The organism is Symbiopectobacterium sp. Eva_TO, from assembly GCF_053848865.1.
In genome coordinates this window covers 2122464-2140305 of sequence record NZ_JBSPEY010000004.1, presented here as the reverse complement: position 1 = coordinate 2140305, position 17842 = coordinate 2122464, and the positions used below count along the sequence as shown (strand labels likewise).

Below are 17842 nucleotides of genomic sequence, written 5' to 3'. Positions count from 1 at the left end.
CGCGGAAGATCTGACACTGAAGTGTTAAAACGGGGTGTGCGATACTTTTTATTAACGCTCGAGCGCTACTCTTTTTTAACGAAGGAAAGCGTGGGGTTGACCGGCGATGATTTCAGCGTTTGCTCGATACGTTGCTGTTTATCTTTATGATGGAAAAAAGCACTAACGGAGGAGTAAGCAAAACGGCCTACGAGGATAAAGAAACTGATCAGGAGAATCGCTTGCGCAATTCGCGAACCGCTTCGTCTCTCGCGGGACGATCGTCGCTTGTTGGACTGGGTTGACAGGGTGGTTCGTCGCCTGTGTATCAGGGTAGCCATTATTATCACTCTCGTATCCGCGCTTATGCGCTGTTTCTATTTATTCATAATTGATGAAGTTGGTCAATCCTTCGACTTACTTTTGTGATCCTGATGGATTTCGCCGAGCGCGGCGTGGTGAATATTTGGGGTTTCTGTGCCATACATAATAAAATCGGCGCAACGCCGGTTATTGATACCGACACTAAGAATAAGCCTTGCTTATCGACGCAGATGGGCGGGCGTGATGTTCGTCGTTTTGACACAGTAAACCTGCCCTTAAATGGAATACGGAGCGGCTTCCAATGCAGATACTTCACCGCATTTCGATACGTAATAAATTCCTCCTTGCGCTATTACCCATGCTACTGGCATTGCTGTAGCTCAGCGCATTGGGAATGAATGAGCGTCGTCAGACAGAACGTGAAATGAACCGGATGGAAAAGCAGATCCAGTTAGCGCGAGATGCGCGAGAGTTGGTGCATCAACTGCAACGGGAACGAAGGATGAGCGCCGGTTATTTTGGCAGTCAGGGCAACGCCTTTGGTCTCGAATTGCAGACGCAGCGCCAGAATACGGATAAAGCTGCTACCGCTTTCCAGCAACGTTATCGCGACATAGATACCACATGGCTCGGCGGCGATGTAGCTAAAAATTTTACTCAGGTGGCTGATTCTCTCAAGACACTGGACTCGCTCAGAGATCAGGTAAACAGCATATCGATACCGGTGAACACAGCACTGGGCGCCTATAGCGAAAAAGTGGCGGCGTTGTTGGAAGGCATTGGTCTGATGGCGCATTTGGTGCGCGATGCGGGGATCACCCAGCAAATTACCGCTTATTACAGCCTGCTGAATGCCAAGGAGCAGGCTGGGATTGAGCGCGCGGTGTTGGCTAACGTTTTTTCTGCCAATCGTTTTGGCGAGGGTATGTTTGTTCGCCTGAAACAATTGGTGGGACGCGGCGATGCCTATATTGCCAGCTTCAGAACCCTGGCATCGGAATCACTGCGTCAGGCGTTTGACCGAGCGATAAGTTCCAGCCAAGCGCAAGACGCGCAGGCGCTGCGCCAACGGGCGATTGCCGCACCGCAAGGGGAATGGAATATCGATGGTGCTCGATGGTTTTCATTGCAAACACAGAAAATTGAGCAGCTTAAAAGTATCGAAGAACAGGCAGTTACCACGCGGCTTGGCGATGTCCAGCGTTTGTCTGCCAGCGCACAACGGGCCTGGATCACCTACCTGAGCGGCACGCTACTGGCGATTGGGCTGGCGCTGGCGGCGATGATCATGCGCAGCATCAACCGACAGTTGCAGGATACCTTGACGACCATCGCCGAAATGGGTGGAGACTTGACGCAGCGCCTATCTGTGCCGGGAACGGATGAGCTGTCTCGGCTCAACAGTGCCTATAACCAATCGCTGGAGAGCATTGCGAATCTGGTGATAAAAATCAAAAACAGCGCCACGACCATCGGAAGGGCCAGCAATGAAATTGCTTACGGCAATCACAATCTGGCGCAACGCACGGAGCAGCAGGCGGCTTCGCTGGTGGAAACCGCCAGCTGCATGGAGCAAATTACCGCCACCGTGCAGCAGACCGCCGATTTTGCCGCCCAGGCGCGTGAACTGACCACCACGGTTGATGAGCGGGTGCGCAACATTGGCGATATTACCTCGTCTGCCCGTGACGCCATGAGCAAGATCCAGCAAACCAGTCAACGGGTTACCGAGATCGTCACGGGCATTGATGCCATCGCGTTTCAAACCAACCTATTGGCGCTCAATGCGGCGGTGGAAGCGGCCAGAGCGGGAGAGCACGGGCGCGGTTTTGCGGTAGTGGCAACTGAAGTGCGCCAACTGTCGCAGCGTAGCGTCGATGAAGCTAACAAAATTCGTGCGCTGATCGCTGACAGCCTTTCCAGCGTGGAGGAGGGCAGTGCGCTGGTATCAGAGTCTCATCGCGGATTACATGAGATTATCGACGGCACCAGCAAAGTAAAAGCACTGGTGGGGGATATCACCATTGCGGCGGGCGAGCAATCGCTGGGGATCGCCCAGATCAATGTGGCGTTGAGCCAGTTGGAGCAGGTCACACAGCAGAATGCCACGCTGGTGGCTGAAGCCTCGACGGCGAGTCAGATGCTGGATGGCCAAGTGGCGGATATGACAGAACTGGTCGGGCGTTTTCGCGTAGACGTTTCCGAACCGGTTGCTGATAATGCCCCTTTGCTCCTGGCAGACGCCTAGTGTCTCGGAAAAGGCCATGCGAGTTTGCTGACAAACAGCCTACTCTCACGGTCATTCCCGCGAAAGCGGGAATCCCTTGCTGAGAGACGCGTTCATTCTCGCAGAGATCCCCGGCTTTCGCCGAGGATGACGAGGAAGGAAGTGACTTGGACATCAGTCTGATTCCCTCCCCCCTGAAGGGAGCGCAGGGCGTTAGTTGGCTTCTTCTATCAGCAATTTCCAGCCAGTCACGTCCTGCCAGTATGCCTGTTCAGCTTCCAGATCGAGCTGTACCAGCGCGTTTTGCGCGAAATAGCCCTGCGGAAAGGTGAGTGTCCAGTGGTTGTCATCGGTGCCCAGGCGCAGTGAGTCTGGCGGCGTGGTCGCCTGACGCTGGTTATTAAGCAGACTTGCCAGCCGCAGAATTTGCACCATTGGCAAATACTGCTTCTTCTTGAACAGGTTGAAACGCGGCAGTTCTTCCAGCTTGATGGCTTTGCGCTGCAAGCGCACCATCAATGACAGCATCAACTGCTGCTCCTGATTGAAGCCTGGCAGGTTGGTATTTTGCAGAATATAGGCTGAATGGCGCTGCATGCCCGCGTGGTTGATACTCAGGCCCACTTCGTGCAGCATGGCCGCCCATTTCAGGATCGCTTCTAACTGCGGATGCACCAGCGACGGGTTTTGCGCTGCCCACTGGGTAAACAGCAACTCGGTGGTTTCCCGTACCCGACGCGCTTGTTCCCTGTCGATATTGTAGTGGCTGGCCAGACTCAGTGCGGTGCGGATACGAATATCCTGATGGCGGAAACGGCCTTCCATTTCATACAGCACACCTTCACGCAGCGCGCCGTCCGACAGGCGCAGCGATTTGATCGCCAGCGCATCGAAAATTCCGCACAGAATCGCAAGCCCGGGCACCAACACTGATTGCCGATCTTCCGACATGCCCGGCAAACTTAGGGATTTGAAGGTTTTAAACTGCAAAATCTGATCGCGCAGCATGTTGAGCCGGTCCAGCGTGATCAGTCCGTCTTTCTCACCCATTTCCACCAGAATTTCATGGGCGGATTTAATGGTGCCGGATGCGCCCAGCGCATAGTCCCAGCCATAAATGCGGCATTCCCAAGAGAGGGTTTCCAGCTTCTGTACCGCCGCCAGACGCGCACGCCGAAAATTCTGCTCGCTTATTTCACCATTCGGAAAAAATTGCTGTGCGAAGCTGGCACAGCCCATACGACGGCTTTCGACCAGTATCGGCTCAAAATTCTCCCCGATAACCAACTCGGTGGAGCCGCCGCCGATGTCGATAACCAGCTTGCGGCCTTTTTCTGGCTGAGTGTGCTCCACGCCCATAAAAATCAGGCGCGCTTCTTCATGGCCGGAAATAATCTCGATGGGATAAGGAATAATGTCGGCCGCGCGGCGCAAGAAGGTCTGGGCGTTGGCGGCTTCACGCAGGGCATGGGTGCCCACGATGGAAACGTTGTCAGGCGAAAAGCCTTGCAGTCGCTCAGCAAAAAGCGCCAGGCAGCTTAAGCCGCGCTCCATCGCTTCTTCGCTCAGCATGTTGTTGCTGTCAAGGCCATCTGCCAGGTGCACCCGCTGTTTCAGTCGGCTCAACACTTGCAATGCACCGTTGACCACACGGGCCACTACCATATGGAAACTGTTGGAGCCAAGGTCAACCGCGGCGAATTCCTGCGGTGCTTCTTTATCGATATCGGTTTGTATCAGGGGCATTTTTCTTGCCTATTCGTCGGGTTGCTCAAGGGCCTTGAGGTACTCGTAAATGGCCGTCTGCGCGCGGACCTTACGCCGGTTGCCGCGTGCAACATAGCTATTACTCAGCTCTTTATCAACAATACGAGCTTTAACCGTATCGCTGAAGAGCAGGTCCAGCGTGTCCAATATCTGCTTTTTCAGCGCCGGGTCGAGGATTTCAGCTGCCACCTCGATACGATAATCGATATTACGTGTCATCCAGTCTGCTGAAGAGATATATACCTTGCTGTCTCCTCCATTATGGAACACATACACCCGATCGTGCTCAAGATAGCGATCTAAAATACTAATGACTTGAATATTTTCGCTGATGCCGGGCAGAGAAGGGATTAGCGAACACATACCGCGCACCAGCAGGTTTATTTTCACCCCTGCGGCGGAGGCTTCATACAGCTTTTCGGCCAGATCTTTATCGACCAGATTGTTAACCTTCAGGGTGATCGCCGCAGGAAGGTTGTTCTGTGCGTTGGCGATCTCGCCATCGATCAGTTTGTGCAACCGGGCGCGCGAGTTCTGCGGCGACACCAGTAAATACTCGAAGCTGACTGGGCGGTAAGGGTTCTCAATAAAGTTGAATACGCTTCGCACTTCATTGGTGATACGTTCATCGGCGGTCAGCAGTGAATAATCGGTATAAAGCCGGGCGGTTTTTTCGTTAAAGTTGCCGGTGCCGATGTTGGCATAACGCACGATGTTTTCCCCTTCACGGCGGGAAATCAGGAACAGCTTGGCGTGAATTTTCAGTCCTGGCACCGAGAAAATCACGTGCACACCGGCTTCCGTCAGGCGCTTGGCCCACTGGATATTCGCTTCTTCATCAAAGCGCGCCTGCAATTCCACCACCACGGTCACTTTTTTACCGTTGTGCGCCGCGTGGATCATCGCATTAATGATGCGCGAATCTTTTGCCACGCGGTAAATGTTGATTTTGATCGACAATACGCTGGGGTCGAACGAGGCCTGACGCAGCAGTTCCAGCACGTGCTCGAAGGTGTGATAGGGGTAGTAGAGCAGCACATCACGATTACGAATGGCATCGAACCCGTTGCGGAAATGGCTGAAGCGGGTATGGTGCAATCGTGGCAGCGCTTTATTTTCCAGATTCGGGCGGCCCACATTGGGGAAGCTGATAAAGTCTTTAAAATTGTGGTAACGCCCGCCGGGGATGATGGAGTCATAAGACGAAATGCCCAATTTCTCCATCAGCATGTCCACCATCGCATCCGGCATGTCGCGCTGATAGACAAAGCGCACCGGTTCGGCGGTCAGGCGCTGTTTCAGGCTGGAGGACATCAATTCCAGCAGACTGGACTCCATTTCCGTGACCAGATCGTACTCTGCATCGCGCGTCATTTTCATGGAATAGGCGTTGAGCGCATCGTAGTCAAAGAAGCCTCTAAAGATATCATCCAGGCAGTAGCGCAGAATGTTATCCAGCAAAATCATGGTTTTTTTTCTGCGCGATGATTCTGAGGGCAGGTTAATGAAACGCGGCACTTTGTCCGACGGGATTTCCAGCAGCGCATAGCGAATCTCGTTGCCGCGAATAATCTCTACCGCCAGATAGGTGTAATCATCTTTCAAAAACTCCACCAGGTCGGTTTCTGGCAGGATCAAGATCGGCGTGATGTGTTGACGTAGGTTCTGGCAAAAATAGTCGCGCAGCCACTCCTGCTGAAGCGGGGAGACCTGACGTTCATTCACCAAAAAAATATGGTTGCGTGCCATCTCCAACAGCAGTTCGTTATACAGGTTATCGAACACCTGATCGGTTTTCAGTACGCGTGCCTGAATTTTTCTCAGTAAATGGCGTAAATCACCGGCGGAGCCTTGTTCCTCGTTGATCAGAATCCGTCTTTTAAGGTCGGCGAAGCGCACTTTGTAAAATTCATCGAGGTTGTTGGAGTAGATGCCCAAAAAACGCATGCGCTCAATCAACGGATTACTCTGATCCGCAGCTTCTTGCAACACGCGTTCGTTGAAGGATAACCAACTTAGTTCTTTCTCGATGAAGAGCTTGTCCTGACTCATTGTCACTCCGTTAAATCGTTTACTGACGGTGCACCCACTCTCTACACGCCAATGATGGCGGATTTATGACGGCGTGGCGCTATCTTGTTCTTTGAAAAACATTTTTTGTGCGACGCCGTCTCATTGCTGAAAAATTATGATCATTTTGTTCACAAAACAACCTGAATGCCGCGCCCGATGGGGACGTGCGTTAAAATCGTTCTTACAGAACGTCTTACCATTGTCATATTATGAGTGTAAAGGCAACATATGCTACCCCGATTTAATCGTTGGGGTGAGAAAAGCAATCTGCCACGGTGTTTGAGGCAATCTCCATCGCGCGGGATGGGCGACGCAGGGCTTAATGCACCTCGTTATACATAAGTCCGCAACGCCTTATATGCCAAGGGTTAGCGGGCTGAAATAGGCAGCCGGTGGGGTTGTAAATGAAGTGAAACCGACGTGTACTATCGCCATTTACGGCGCTGAAAAATGACACGGGATTCAGATGGCTGGGCACACCAAGAACTGGAAGGGGTAAATCTTGGTGACACGAGGCTCAATAAGCGTGCCAAAGGGCTTTTGATACGGCTGGCTGAGAATCCGCAAGCCAGCATTCCGCATGCGTGCCTCGGATGGCCTGAGACGCTGGGTGCTTACCGCTTCATGGAGAACCAAGCATTCGAATGGCGAGACATTCTGCAACCTCACTGGCAGCGTACGCAGGAAAGGATCCGAGAACACGAGGTTGTGCTGTGTATCCAAGACACTACCGAGCTTGACTTCAACGGGCAGCAAATCCAAGGCTTGGGTCCCTTGAACTACGAAGCCAGGCGTGGTCTGTACCTGCATCCGACCTACGCGGTCAGTCCGGATCGCGTGGGGTTGGGCGTACTGGATGCGTGGATGTGGGCAAGAGAGTCGAAGGATGCAGACGGAAAACGCGATGGGCTCAAGGACATATCGTTATACACATCTTTCTAACGCACTGTTTAATCAATGAGTTACGGGTTTATCTCAGAGTGGCATTTTGAACCTCAAAAAGCCAATGGGATGGCTTGAATGCCTTAATTCACGGGGTTCTGAGCATCCTGTTCAAAAAATGGCCAAAAGATGTGTATAACGATATGGCTCAAGGAGAGTACGCGCTGGCTCGAGGGATACGAGCGAGTTGCTGAACTCGCCTCGGAGTTGCCAAACACACGTCTGGTGTACTTAGCCGATCGCGAAGCGGATATCAAGGCGTTGATGCAGCTCGCTGATGACCTTGGCACTCCGGCTGACTGGTTGATCCGCTCGACTCATAATCGCAGTCTGGACTGTAATGAGAAGCTTTGGCAGAAGGTTGGAAAAACCGTGCCGGTGGGAGAAATCCAATTCGTTATGGCGGCTCGCGCGGGGCAGAAGGCGCGTACGGTGAAACAGGCGCTGCGCGTGAAGCGAGTGTCGCTGCGTTGCGGGTTGGCAGTGACTTGTGTGATAGCCAAGGAAATTGAGCCGCCAGCAGGCGTGAAGTGTATTAGCTCAGACCTGATCTGACAGTTACCGGTTATTTATACAGGTGTCTGTCAGATTAAATCTGGTTCAGATTTTTTTCTGCCCAGACTCGTTTACCATCAAGTAACGTGGCCATTGGCGTACGCCCGCAGCACATTTTACCCTGATGAGTTCGTTCATTATTGTAATGCCACAACCAGTTGTCCAGATCCTTTTGTAGACTTTCTAGGTCCTCGTATAACGTCTTACGGAACGCAACCTGATAAAAATCCTGCAAAATAGTTTTATGGAAGCGCTCGCAGATACCGTTTGTCTGCGGAGACATCGCTTTCGTTTTCGTATGGTCTATATCGTTGATAGCCAAGTACAGCTGATAGTCATGTTGTTCCACTTTACCGCAGTACTCCGTCCCCCTGTCCGTCAGTATTCTTAGCATTGGCAGCCCCTGAGCTTCGTAGAACGGCAGCACGCGATCATTGAGCAGGTCGGCGGCAGAGATCGGTGCTTTACTCGTGTAAAGCTTGCAGTGCGCCACTTTCGAGTACGTATCCACGAACGTCTGCTGGTAGATACGGCCAACACCTTTCAGATTACCCACGTAGAAGGTGTCCTGCGACCCCAGATAACCCGGGTGAGCAGTCTCTATTTCACCACAGGCTTCGTCGTCGTGCGCCTTCTTCTCCAGTGCAGCGATTTGAGCATCAGTAAGTACGATGCCTTCTCTGGCAACTTTTTCCTCAAGTGCCTTCAGGCGCTTACGAAAGTTTTCCAGATCGTGTCGTTGCCAGATGGAGCGCACACCGCTGCCAGAAATGAAGACGCCTTTTTTACGCAGCTCATTACTGGTCCGGTGCTGGCCATGAGCCGGGAACTCAATGGCGTAATCAACAACCGCACGTTCAGTGGCTTCATCAGCACGGTTTTTCAGGTTGGGAACCCGGCGGTTTTGGTTAACCAGAGCGTCAATGCCGCCTTCTGCCGCCAGTTCCTGATAGCGATAAAACGTGTCGCGTGACACCCCCATGATTTTACAGGCTTTTGATACGTTACCGAGTTCTTCGGCGAGATTGAGCAGGCCGGCTTTGTGTTTGATGATGGGATTGTTAGTATGAAGCATGAGAGTTACCTCGTGTTTTGTATAAGGATTCGACACCCATATCAAAACCGGTAACTCTCAACCTTTCAAGGTCCAGTGTCAGATCAAGTCGCGACTAATACACGTGAAGCCACCTCGTTATACACATCTCTGTTCGTGCCTGAGCGCGCGTAGCGTTTCGGCGGCCGTCATGACTTTCTGCAAGCCTTTCCAGATAGTTTTTGCGCCTGGTTCACCGTCGCCTTTTCGAGCAAGAAAGCCTCCGAGTTGCGCAACTAAGCGCAATACTTCGTTTAGCTTAGGGCGGCCCTTGGGCATACGCTTGTTCATCAGTAGGTAAGCTCCATTAGTCTCGTCGGAATCAAAGAACAACATTGCGTCTAGCTCTGGACAGGTTCGTCCCATACGCATTAAATAGGCGATGCGCCATGCCACGATCATGAACAGCGCCAATGCCCGCTCAATGCGATCCACGGTCGATAACTGTAACGCTTCGACACAGCAGCCGTTCTTCAGCACATTGAAGAACATCTCGATTTCCCATCTAGCCCGATACCAGTCGATCAGCTCCACGATATCTTCTCGTCCTTCAGGTACGCGATTGCTCAGCAACCGCCACTCGACCGGCTTCACGCCTGCTGGCGGCTCAATTTCCTTGGCTATCACACAAGTCACTGCCAACCCGCAACGCAGCGACACTCGCTTCACGCGCAGCGCCTGTTTCACCGTACGCGCCTTCTGCCCCGCGCGAGCCGCCATAACGAATTGGATTTCTCCCACCGGCACGGTCTTTCCAACCTTCTGCCAAAGCTTCTCATTACAGTCCAGACTGCGATTATGAGTCGAGCGGATCAACCAGTCAGCCGGAGTGCCAAGGTCATCAGCGAGCTGCATCAACGCCTTGATATCCGCTTCGCGATCGGCTAAGTACACCAGACGTGTGTTTGGCAACTCCGAGGCGAGTTCAGCAACTCGCTCGTATCCCTCGAGCCAGCGCGTACTCTCCTTGATCCCATCGCGTTTTCCGTCTGCATCCTTCGGCTCTCTTGCCCACATCCACGCATCCAGTACGCCCAACCCCACGCGATCCGGACTGACCGCGTAGGTCGGATGCAGGTACAGACCACGCCTGGCTTCGTAGTTCAAGGGACCCAAGCCTTGGATTTGCTGCCCGTTGAAGTCAAGCTCGGTAGTGCCTTGGATACACAGCACAACCTCGTGTTCTCGGATCCTTTCCTGCGTACGCTGCCAGTGAGGTTGCAGAATGTCTCGCCATTCGAATGCTTGGTTCTCCATGAAGCGGTAAGCACCCAGCGTCTCAGACCATCCGAGGCACGCATGCGGAATGCTGGCTTGCGGATTCTCAGCCAGCCGTATCAAAAGCCCTTTGGCGCGCTTATTGAGCCTCGTGTCACCAAGATTTACCCCTTCCAGTTCTTGGTGTGCCCAGCCATCTGAATTGTAGTGGTCAACTAATATTGGCCACCGCATTAGACTGTATGTAGAACAGTCGCTCAGATTCGTTTGGAGTTAAGCCGCCGTTATACCAGTGAGGCCGGATAGCGCTGTAATACCCCGTGATGTAGCGGATAATCGCGTCCTGGGCTTCGCTGAAGCTGTTGTAACCCTTTGTCGGCACCCATTCTGTCTTCAGGCTGCGGAAGAACCGCTCCATTGGCGCATTATCCCAGCAGTTACCCCGCCGACTCATACTCTGCTTTATCCGGCAGCGCCACAGGGCTTGCCGGTATTGACGGCTGGTATAGTGGCTGCCCTGGTCGCTGTGGAACATGACTCCTGTTGGTTGTCCCCGGAGTTCCCAGGCCATCTGCAACGCTTTAACTGTCAGCGCCGAGTCCGGCGACGTCGACATGGCCCAGCCCACCGGTTTGCGGGCGAACAGATCTAGCACCACCGCAAGGTAAGCCCAGCATTTGCCCGTCCAGATGTAGGTCACATCGCCGCACCAGACCTGATCCGGCGCGGTAACCGCGAACTGGCGGTTGAGATAGTTCGGTATTTCAACGAGTTCATTGCCGCCGCGTTTGTATTTGTGAGCCGGTCGCTGGCAGCTGGCGATACCCAGCTCCTTCATCAGCTTGCCAGCCAGCCAGCGCCCCATGTTGACACCGGAGCTGCCGGTGACGATGGTCGCGATACTTCGAGCGCCGGCAGAGCCGCCGCTGGCGTTCCAGGCTTCCATGACGCGGCTACACTTAACCACGCGCTCACCGTCGGGTTCATTAGCGGAAGCCTGCCAGTGCCTGTAGCTGCTGCGATGTACCTCAAAAGTTTGGCACAACGCCGTGACCGGGTATCGCGCCCTCAGCCTGTCGACTACCGTGAACCGTTGAGTGAGTCCGACATTAAGAGCGCCGTAGCCTTTTTTAGGATTTCGTTCTCCATTTCAAGGCATTGGACTTTTTTCTTCATCTCACGCAGCTCGAGCTGTTCAGGGGTAAGAGGAAGTCCCGTTGGCGTTTTTCCCTGTCGTTCAAGGCGAAGCTTATTGACCCAGCGACTAATGGCAGAATGGCTGACATTAACCGCCTCTGCGGCCTTAACGTATGTGTAGCCGTGGTCGACAACCAGCTTTGCGGCTTCGAGCTTAAATTCCGCCGTAAAATGTTTACCCATGAGGTCACCTGTCGTGTTGATGAGGTGAGCATATCACCTCCGCTCAGGTGGCCAGTATCAGTGTGCCACTACATACTGATGCTCAAATCGCTGCACTGGAGAAGAAGGCGCACGACGACGAAGCCTGTGGTGAAATAGAGACTGCTCACCCGGGTTATCTCATATCGTTATACACATCTTTCTAACGCACTTTTTAATCAATGAGTTACGGGTTTATCTCAGAGTGGCATTTTGAACCTCAAAAAGCCAATGGGATGGCTTGAATGCCTTAATTCACGGGGTTCTGAGCATCCTGTTCAAAAAATGGCCAAAAGATGTGTATAACGATATGGGGTTATCTGGGGTCGCAGGACACCTTCTACGTGGGTAATCTGAAAGGTGTTGGCCGTATCTACCAGCAGACGTTCGTGGATACGTACTCGAAAGTGGCGCACTGCAAGCTTTACACGAGTAAAGCACCGATCTCTGCCGCCGACCTGCTCAATGATCGCGTGCTGCCGTTCTACGAAGCTCAGGGGCTGCCAATGCTAAGAATACTGACCGACAGGGGGACGGAGTACTGCGGTAAAGTGGAACAACATGACTATCAGCTGTACTTGGCTATCAACGATATAGACCATACGAAAACGAAAGCGATGTCTCCGCAGACAAACGGTATCTGCGAGCGCTTCCATAAAACTATTTTGCAGGATTTTTATCAGGTTGCGTTCCGTAAGACGTTATACGAGGACCTAGAAAGTCTACAAAAGGATCTGGACAACTGGTTGTGGCATTACAATAATGAGCGAACTCATCAGGGTAAAATGTGCTGCGGGCGTACGCCAATGGCCACGTTACTTGATGGTAAACGAGTCTGGGCAGAAAAAAATCTGAACCAGATTTAATCTGACAGACACCTGTATAAATAACCGGTAACTGTCAGATCAGGTCTGAGCTAATACACGTTACTCTTATTGGTATCGATCTCGGTAAACATTCTTTTCATATTCATTGCCAGGATAAGTCAGGTAAAGCGCTTCTGCGTAAGAAGTTTACGCGCACAAAGCTAATGCAGTTTTTGGCGACGTGCCCGCCCTCGGTTGTTGTTATGGAAGCTTGTGCCGGTGCACACTTTATGGCGCGGCGTATCAATGATAGCGGCCATGAAGCAAAACTTATCTCTCCGCAATTTGTGCGCCCGTTTGTCAAGGGCAATAAAAATGATTTTGTTGATGCAGAGGCGATATGTGAAGTCGCATCCCGGCCGTCAATGCGTTTTGTTCAGCCGAAAACGGAGGTTCAGCAGGCGATGCGAGCACTGCATCGGGTCAGGGAATCTCTTATCAGAGATAAAGTAAAAACCACTAACCAGATCCACGGTTTTCTGCTGGAGTTTGGGATAAGCCTGCCAATCGGCGAGGCGGTAATAAAGCGACTGTCTCTGGTGCTGGCTGAGCACGAAATCCCCGCATACCTGAGCCGTCTGCTGATGAAGTTACATGCCCACTATCTTTACCTTGTCGAGCAAATAACAGCGCTGGAATCAGAATTAAATCAGTCAATCAAAGCTGATGATACTGCACAGCGAATTATGACAATTCCAGGCGTCGGTCCGATTACTGCCAGCTTACTTTCATCACAGTTCGGCGATGGAAAACAATTTTCATGTAGCAGGGATTTTGCGGCTTCCACAGGGCTTGTACCGCGACAATACAGCACAGGAGGCAAACCGACTCTGCTGGGGATAAGCAAACGAGGTGATAAAAATTTACGCAAACTTCTGGTTCAATGTGCCCGCTCGTTCATGATGCGACTTGAATATCAGCAGGGCGGGCTTGCTGAATGGGTTCGGGGGCAACTCGATAACAAACATTCAAATATTGTCGCCTGTGCTCTGGCAAACAAACTGGCGCGAATAGCCTGGTCAATCACAACTAATCACAATGAATATCAGGCCTGATGTTATGTAGAACTAGGCTGTGTCCCTTAATTGCATAACTTCTTGTAAAAGAGGCGGATGCAGCCCAGTTTAACCATCGACAGATAATTCCTCGCCGTTTTGTCATAACGTGTGGCAATACGGCGGTATTCTTTTAATCGGCCAAAACATCTTTCCACTACATTGCGATGACGGTAAGCGCCACTGGCGAACCGTGAGCGCCCGTCCGAAGCCATTTTTTCATTCGTTTTTCGGGGGATGACTGCCTTTATCCCCTTTCGTTTCAGCTCGTTGCGTAGTGCATGCCCTGAATAAGCTTTGTCAGCCAGCACCGCATAACCACGACGCTTCATGCTGCCATTCTGGCGCTGAACACCAATACCGTCCAGAAGACGTAATGCGAACTGGCTTTCGTGAGCCTGTCCGGGGCTCAGCAGGATGTTTAACGGGAGACCACTTCCGTCTGTTGCCAGATGGATTTTGGTGCCAAAACCACCGCGAGAGCGACCCAGACCGTTATCTCCGGCGATATCGGGATGTTTTTTTGAGCACCGGCAGCACATTTCAGCGCCCGGATATTACTGCCATCCAGCGCCGTGGCAGACCAGTCAACGAGACCATGCGCATCAAGAGCAGAAAGTAACCTGTTGAAAATAATGTTAATCACACCCGATTTTGACCACCGATTAAAGCGGTTATATACGGTTTTCCACGGACCATATCGCTCAGGTAAATCACGCCATGGAGCACCTGAGCACAGAATCCAGAACATACCATTGATGATTTTACGATGTTCTGCCCATGGACGTCCGGCACGTGGTATTGCTGGTTCAGCAGGCAGTAAAGAGTGGATGATCATCCATGCTTCATCGGGAAGGTCGTAGCGAGCCATAGTTCAATATACTGTGGAAACATACGGTTACTATAACTCAGGCAATTAAGGGACACAGCCTAAATCAACAGACTGATTATTAAGTAATTAAACAGCAATTACCTATCTGGTTTTGCGAAGACTGATTATTGATGACATGAACGGCATATCGGCCTGCTGAAAAACCTGACGACAAAAATGGCTCACTGAAGCCGAGGGCTTTTTCAGGTTCACCAGGCGCGGAACTCATCGAGGCGCGGGCATCTCGCCCACAGATACGCCGGATAGATTGAAGCAAGCCCACCATTAGTCAAAAATCAGTGTTGCAAAAATGGGGGTGACCATAGATTTTGTCTACCTGATGGGCGGTACGTTGGATAAGTTGTTTTATGCCGATGCGTTACCCAATCCGACGTTTGGTACACCGGGGCTGCTGTGGGCATCGCTGACGCTGGCACTGCTGACCCTGCCCGTGGTGATCGTGGCAACGGAAGAAGGGGTGGAGCGTATCCCCGTGTCGCTGCGCCATGGTTCATTAGCGTTAGGGGCGACGCGGGCGGAAACCTTGTGGCACGTGGTGTTGCCGATGGCTGTTCCCGCCATGCTGACCGGCCTGATCCTCGCGGTGGCGCGGGCTGCCGGTGAAACCGCACCATTGATGCTGGTGGGGGTGGTGAAGTCTGTGCCGGTGCTCCCGGTGGATGATATCTTCCCCTATCTGCATCTGGAACGGAAATTCATGCATCTTGGCTTTCAGATTTACGATTTGGCGTTTCAAAGTGCGGATGTGGAGGCGGCGCGCCCGCTGGTGTACCTAACGGCGATGTTACTCGTGGTGATTGTGGTCGGGTTGAACGTGGCGGCCATGGGCTTGCGCCACGTGTTGCGCGAAAAATACCGCGCGCTGACGTTGTGACGAGGTTTCTCGTCTTGAAGCGATATTTCATTAGGAAAAGGCTATGCGAGTAACGAATCCCCTGCATTCATCACCGCTGCTGGATATCAGCCAACTGACGGAGGAGCAGACGGCGTTGGAGGTGGATCATCTCAGCCTCTATTACGGCGAAAAACAGGCGCTGAACGATATCTCGTTGCGCATTCCGCAGCATCAGGTGACCGCGCTGATTGGCCCGTCTGGTTGCGGTAAATCGACGCTGCTGCGCTGTTTTAATCGCATGAACGATCTGGTGGAAAATTGCCGTATTGAAGGTGAAATCCGGCTGCGAGGCGTTTCCGTCAGGGATGCTCAGTGGGATGTCTCGGCGCTGCGGCGGCGGGTGGGCATGGTATTCCAGCGACCCAATCCGTTTCCTAAATCTATCTATGACAACGTGGCCTATGGCTTGCGTTTGCAAGGTATCCGCGATCGGCGTTTGTTGGATGAAACCGTGGAGAACGCGCTGCGTGCAGCAGCGCTGTGGCATGAGGTGAAAGACCGGCTGGGCGATAACGCCCTGACGCTCTCCAGCGGCCAGCAGCAACGCCTGGTGATTGCCCGTGCCATCGCGATTGAGCCCGAAGTGTTATTGCTTGATGAGCCGACATCCGCGCTCGATCCTATCTCTACGCTGGTGATTGAAGAGTTGATGGGAGCATTAAAACAGCGCTTCACGCTGGTGTTGGTGATGCACAATATGCAGCAAGCGGCGCGGGTATCGGATTACACTGCCTTTATTCATCAGGGCAAACTGATTGAATACGATCTTACCGACACGTTGTTTACCTCCCCCGTTCAGCGCAAAACGGAAGATTACATTACCGGGCGCTTTGGTTGATGGTGCAGCAGAAAAAATCGTAAGGCGGTGGCCTGTCACTTCGGCATCCATCCTGCCACACGGACATTTTTCCATCATTTCTGTCTTTTCGTGGTCATTCCCGCTTTTTCTGAGTGATTCCCGCGAAAGCGGGAATCCCTTGCGGGTGAAATGCGTTTCGTCTCACAGCGATCCCCGGCTTTCGCCGAGGATAACGTGAGTGTGTGAGTCGAGGACGATGAGAAGATACCGCGTTATTCGCACAGCACCACTTTGATTGCCAGCCCGCCGCGTGAGGTTTCGCGGTATTTGGCGTTCATGTCTTTTCCGGTTTCGTACATGGTTTCGATCACCTTATCCAGCGAGACGCGCGGTTCGCTGGTGCGGCGCATCGCCATGCGCGCCGCATTGATGGCTTTGACCGAAGCGATGGCATTGCGCTCGATACAGGGCACCTGTACCTGACCGGCCACCGGATCGCAGGTTAACCCCAGATTGTGTTCCATGCCGATTTCAGCCGCGATGCACACCTGCTCAGGGTTAGCACCCAGCAGTTCCGCCAGCCCGGCTGCTGCCATGGAGCAGGCAACCCCGACTTCGCCCTGACAGCCGACCTCCGCTCCAGAGATGGAGGCGTTCATTTATACAGTATGCCAATGGCACCAGCTGCCAGAAAATAGCGCAAATAGGATTCCTGCGTCACCGGTTGGACAAACTGGTTGTAGTAGGCCAGCACCGCAGGAATGATGCCGCACGCACCATTGGTCGGCGCCGTTACCACGCGTCCACCGGCGGCGTTTTCTTCCGAAACCGCCATGGCAAACATGTTTACCCAGTCCATGGCATCCATCGGATCTTTAGAGAAACGATCGTTGATAAACAGCAAGCGGTGCAACGCCGAGGCGCGCCGTGGAACGCGCAGCGGACCGGGCAGAATATCTTCGGTGTTCATGCCGCGATGAATGGCGTTTTGCATGGTTTGCCACACTTCGGCGAAGTAGTGTTCAATAGCCTCACGTCCGTGCAAGGCAATCTCATTCTTCATCACAATTGCTGACAGAGACAGGCAGTGATCGTGGCAGTGTTGCAGCAATTTTTGCGCAGAATAGAACGGGTAGGGTGCGGTCTCTTCTGTCGCCAGTACCTTGCCAAAATGTTCCTGATCGACAACAAAGCCGCCGCCGATAGAGTAATAGGTTTTGCTGTGCAGCAAGGTTTGCTGCTGGTAGGCGCGGATCGTCATGCCGTTTTCGTGCAGCGGCAGGTTTTCCGCTTGAAAACGCAGGGCGGTTTCCAGTGGAAAGTTCACCTCATAGTCGCCCCCAGCAGAGGCAGGCGCTGGGTCTCTTTTACTCGTTGAATAAACGCCTGAATACCGTCGATGTCCACGCGATCCGGCAGGTTTCCGGCCAGCCCCATAATGATGGCGATATCCGTATGGTGCCCTTTACCGGTCAGGGAAAGCGAACCGTACACGTCCACCACGATATCGGTAACGGAGGTGATAAGCGACTGGCTGACCAGCTCATCGGTAAACATTTTACCTGCTTTCATCGGCCCGACGGTGTGCGAACTCGACGGCCCAATACCAATTTTGAAAATCTCGAATACGCTGACCATGGCGATTTCCTCTAACAAGATGCTGACAACGCCAAGGCGCTGCCAGCAGATTCCGTCATCAGGTGTGCCGAGAGACGGCTGGCAACTTATGCCAACCGTCTCTTGACAGTCATGAGGGGGA

12 protein-coding genes and 4 pseudogenes are annotated in these 17842 nt (G+C 52.7%); 8 read left to right on the top strand and 8 right to left on the bottom strand.

Annotation, left to right across the window (positions count from 1 at the left end):
* Window positions 1-65: 65 nt before the first annotated feature.
* Window positions 66-320 carry a YfgG family protein gene (locus ACWWJF_RS13290; protein WP_455869702.1) on the bottom strand — a complete coding sequence of 85 codons (255 nt, stop codon included), beginning with the start codon at window positions 318-320 and terminating at the stop codon, window positions 66-68.
* Window positions 321-736: 416 nt separating this feature from the next.
* Between ACWWJF_RS13290 and ACWWJF_RS13285 the strand changes: the two genes are divergently transcribed.
* Entirely contained in the window at window positions 737-2551 is a 1815-nt protein-coding gene (locus ACWWJF_RS13285) for a methyl-accepting chemotaxis protein (protein ID WP_455869701.1), read from the top strand.
* Between the two features lie 192 nt (window positions 2552-2743).
* Here the strand turns inward: ACWWJF_RS13285 and ppx are convergent, their stop codons facing one another.
* Both ppx and ppk1 read right to left on the bottom strand, forming a co-directional pair.
* Window positions 2744-4276 carry an exopolyphosphatase gene (ppx, locus tag ACWWJF_RS13280; protein ID WP_455869700.1) on the bottom strand — a complete coding sequence of 511 codons (1533 nt, stop codon included), beginning with the start codon at window positions 4274-4276 and terminating at the stop codon, window positions 2744-2746.
* A 9-nt stretch (window positions 4277-4285) separates the two neighbouring features.
* Complete coding sequence (ppk1, locus tag ACWWJF_RS13275; protein ID WP_455871079.1) at window positions 4286-6349, bottom strand: polyphosphate kinase 1; 2064 nt, start codon at window positions 6347-6349, stop codon at window positions 4286-4288.
* Window positions 6350-6820: 471 nt separating this feature from the next.
* On the opposite strand from ppk1, the pseudogene ACWWJF_RS13270 reads away from it, so the two are divergent.
* Together ACWWJF_RS13270 and ACWWJF_RS13265 are read left to right on the top strand one after the other, a co-directional pair.
* Window positions 6821-7288, top strand: a pseudogene (locus tag ACWWJF_RS13270) (IS4/Tn5 family transposase DNA-binding protein); the annotation flags it as partial.
* A 153-nt stretch (window positions 7289-7441) separates the two neighbouring features.
* Window positions 7442-7867, top strand: coding sequence for a hypothetical protein (locus ACWWJF_RS13265; RefSeq protein WP_455869699.1), 426 nt, complete (start codon window positions 7442-7444; stop codon window positions 7865-7867).
* A 34-nt stretch (window positions 7868-7901) separates the two neighbouring features.
* On the opposite strand, the gene ACWWJF_RS13260 is transcribed toward ACWWJF_RS13265, so the two are convergent.
* The 3 genes from ACWWJF_RS13260 to ACWWJF_RS13250 all read right to left on the bottom strand — a co-directional run bounded on the left by ACWWJF_RS13260 (window position 7902) and on the right by ACWWJF_RS13250 (window position 11558).
* Window positions 7902-8942 (bottom strand): IS481 family transposase, encoded by a 1041-nt coding sequence (locus ACWWJF_RS13260; RefSeq protein ID WP_455868660.1) that lies wholly within the window; start codon window positions 8940-8942, stop codon window positions 7902-7904.
* Between the two features lie 117 nt (window positions 8943-9059).
* Entirely contained in the window at window positions 9060-10412 is a 1353-nt protein-coding gene (locus ACWWJF_RS13255; protein WP_455869698.1) for an IS4 family transposase, read from the bottom strand.
* A protein-coding gene (locus ACWWJF_RS13250) for an IS3 family transposase (RefSeq protein WP_455869697.1) occupies window positions 10390-11558 on the bottom strand; the annotation gives its coding sequence in 2 pieces (ribosomal slippage) (window positions 10390-11303 and window positions 11303-11558; 1170 coding nt in all). The genes ACWWJF_RS13255 and ACWWJF_RS13250 overlap by 23 nt, the downstream gene beginning before the upstream one ends.
* 47 nt (window positions 11559-11605) lie before the next feature.
* Here ACWWJF_RS13250 and ACWWJF_RS13245 point away from each other — a divergent pair.
* From ACWWJF_RS13245 to ACWWJF_RS13235, 3 genes and pseudogenes are all read left to right on the top strand, one after another.
* Complete coding sequence (locus ACWWJF_RS13245; protein WP_455869696.1) at window positions 11606-11743, top strand: hypothetical protein; 138 nt, start codon at window positions 11606-11608, stop codon at window positions 11741-11743.
* Window positions 11744-11890: 147 nt separating this feature from the next.
* Window positions 11891-12442: pseudogene (locus ACWWJF_RS13240) on the top strand (integrase core domain-containing protein); the annotation flags it as partial.
* Window positions 12443-12495: 53 nt separating this feature from the next.
* On the top strand, window positions 12496-13497 hold the full coding sequence (locus ACWWJF_RS13235; protein ID WP_455871078.1) for an IS110 family RNA-guided transposase: 1002 nt from the start codon (window positions 12496-12498) through the stop codon (window positions 13495-13497).
* A 26-nt stretch (window positions 13498-13523) separates the two neighbouring features.
* On the opposite strand, the gene ACWWJF_RS13230 is transcribed toward ACWWJF_RS13235, so the two are convergent.
* Window positions 13524-14368 (bottom strand): IS5 family transposase gene (locus tag ACWWJF_RS13230; RefSeq protein WP_455869695.1). Its coding sequence is split into 2 segments (ribosomal slippage): window positions 13524-14023 and window positions 14023-14368, totalling 846 coding nucleotides; the frame shifts between segments, so codons are not numbered across the junction.
* Window positions 14369-14696: 328 nt separating this feature from the next.
* On the opposite strand from ACWWJF_RS13230, the pseudogene ACWWJF_RS13225 reads away from it, so the two are divergent.
* Both ACWWJF_RS13225 and pstB read left to right on the top strand, forming a co-directional pair.
* Window positions 14697-15263 (top strand): annotated as a pseudogene (locus tag ACWWJF_RS13225) (PstA family ABC transporter permease); the annotation flags it as partial.
* A 43-nt stretch (window positions 15264-15306) separates the two neighbouring features.
* Window positions 15307-16122, top strand: a complete 816-nt coding sequence (pstB, locus tag ACWWJF_RS13220; RefSeq protein ID WP_455869694.1) for a phosphate ABC transporter ATP-binding protein PstB — start codon at window positions 15307-15309, stop codon at window positions 16120-16122.
* A 233-nt stretch (window positions 16123-16355) separates the two neighbouring features.
* Here pstB and ACWWJF_RS13215 read toward each other — a convergent pair.
* A pseudogene (locus ACWWJF_RS13215) lies at window positions 16356-17721 on the bottom strand (L-serine ammonia-lyase).
* Window positions 17722-17842 lie beyond the last annotated feature (121 nt).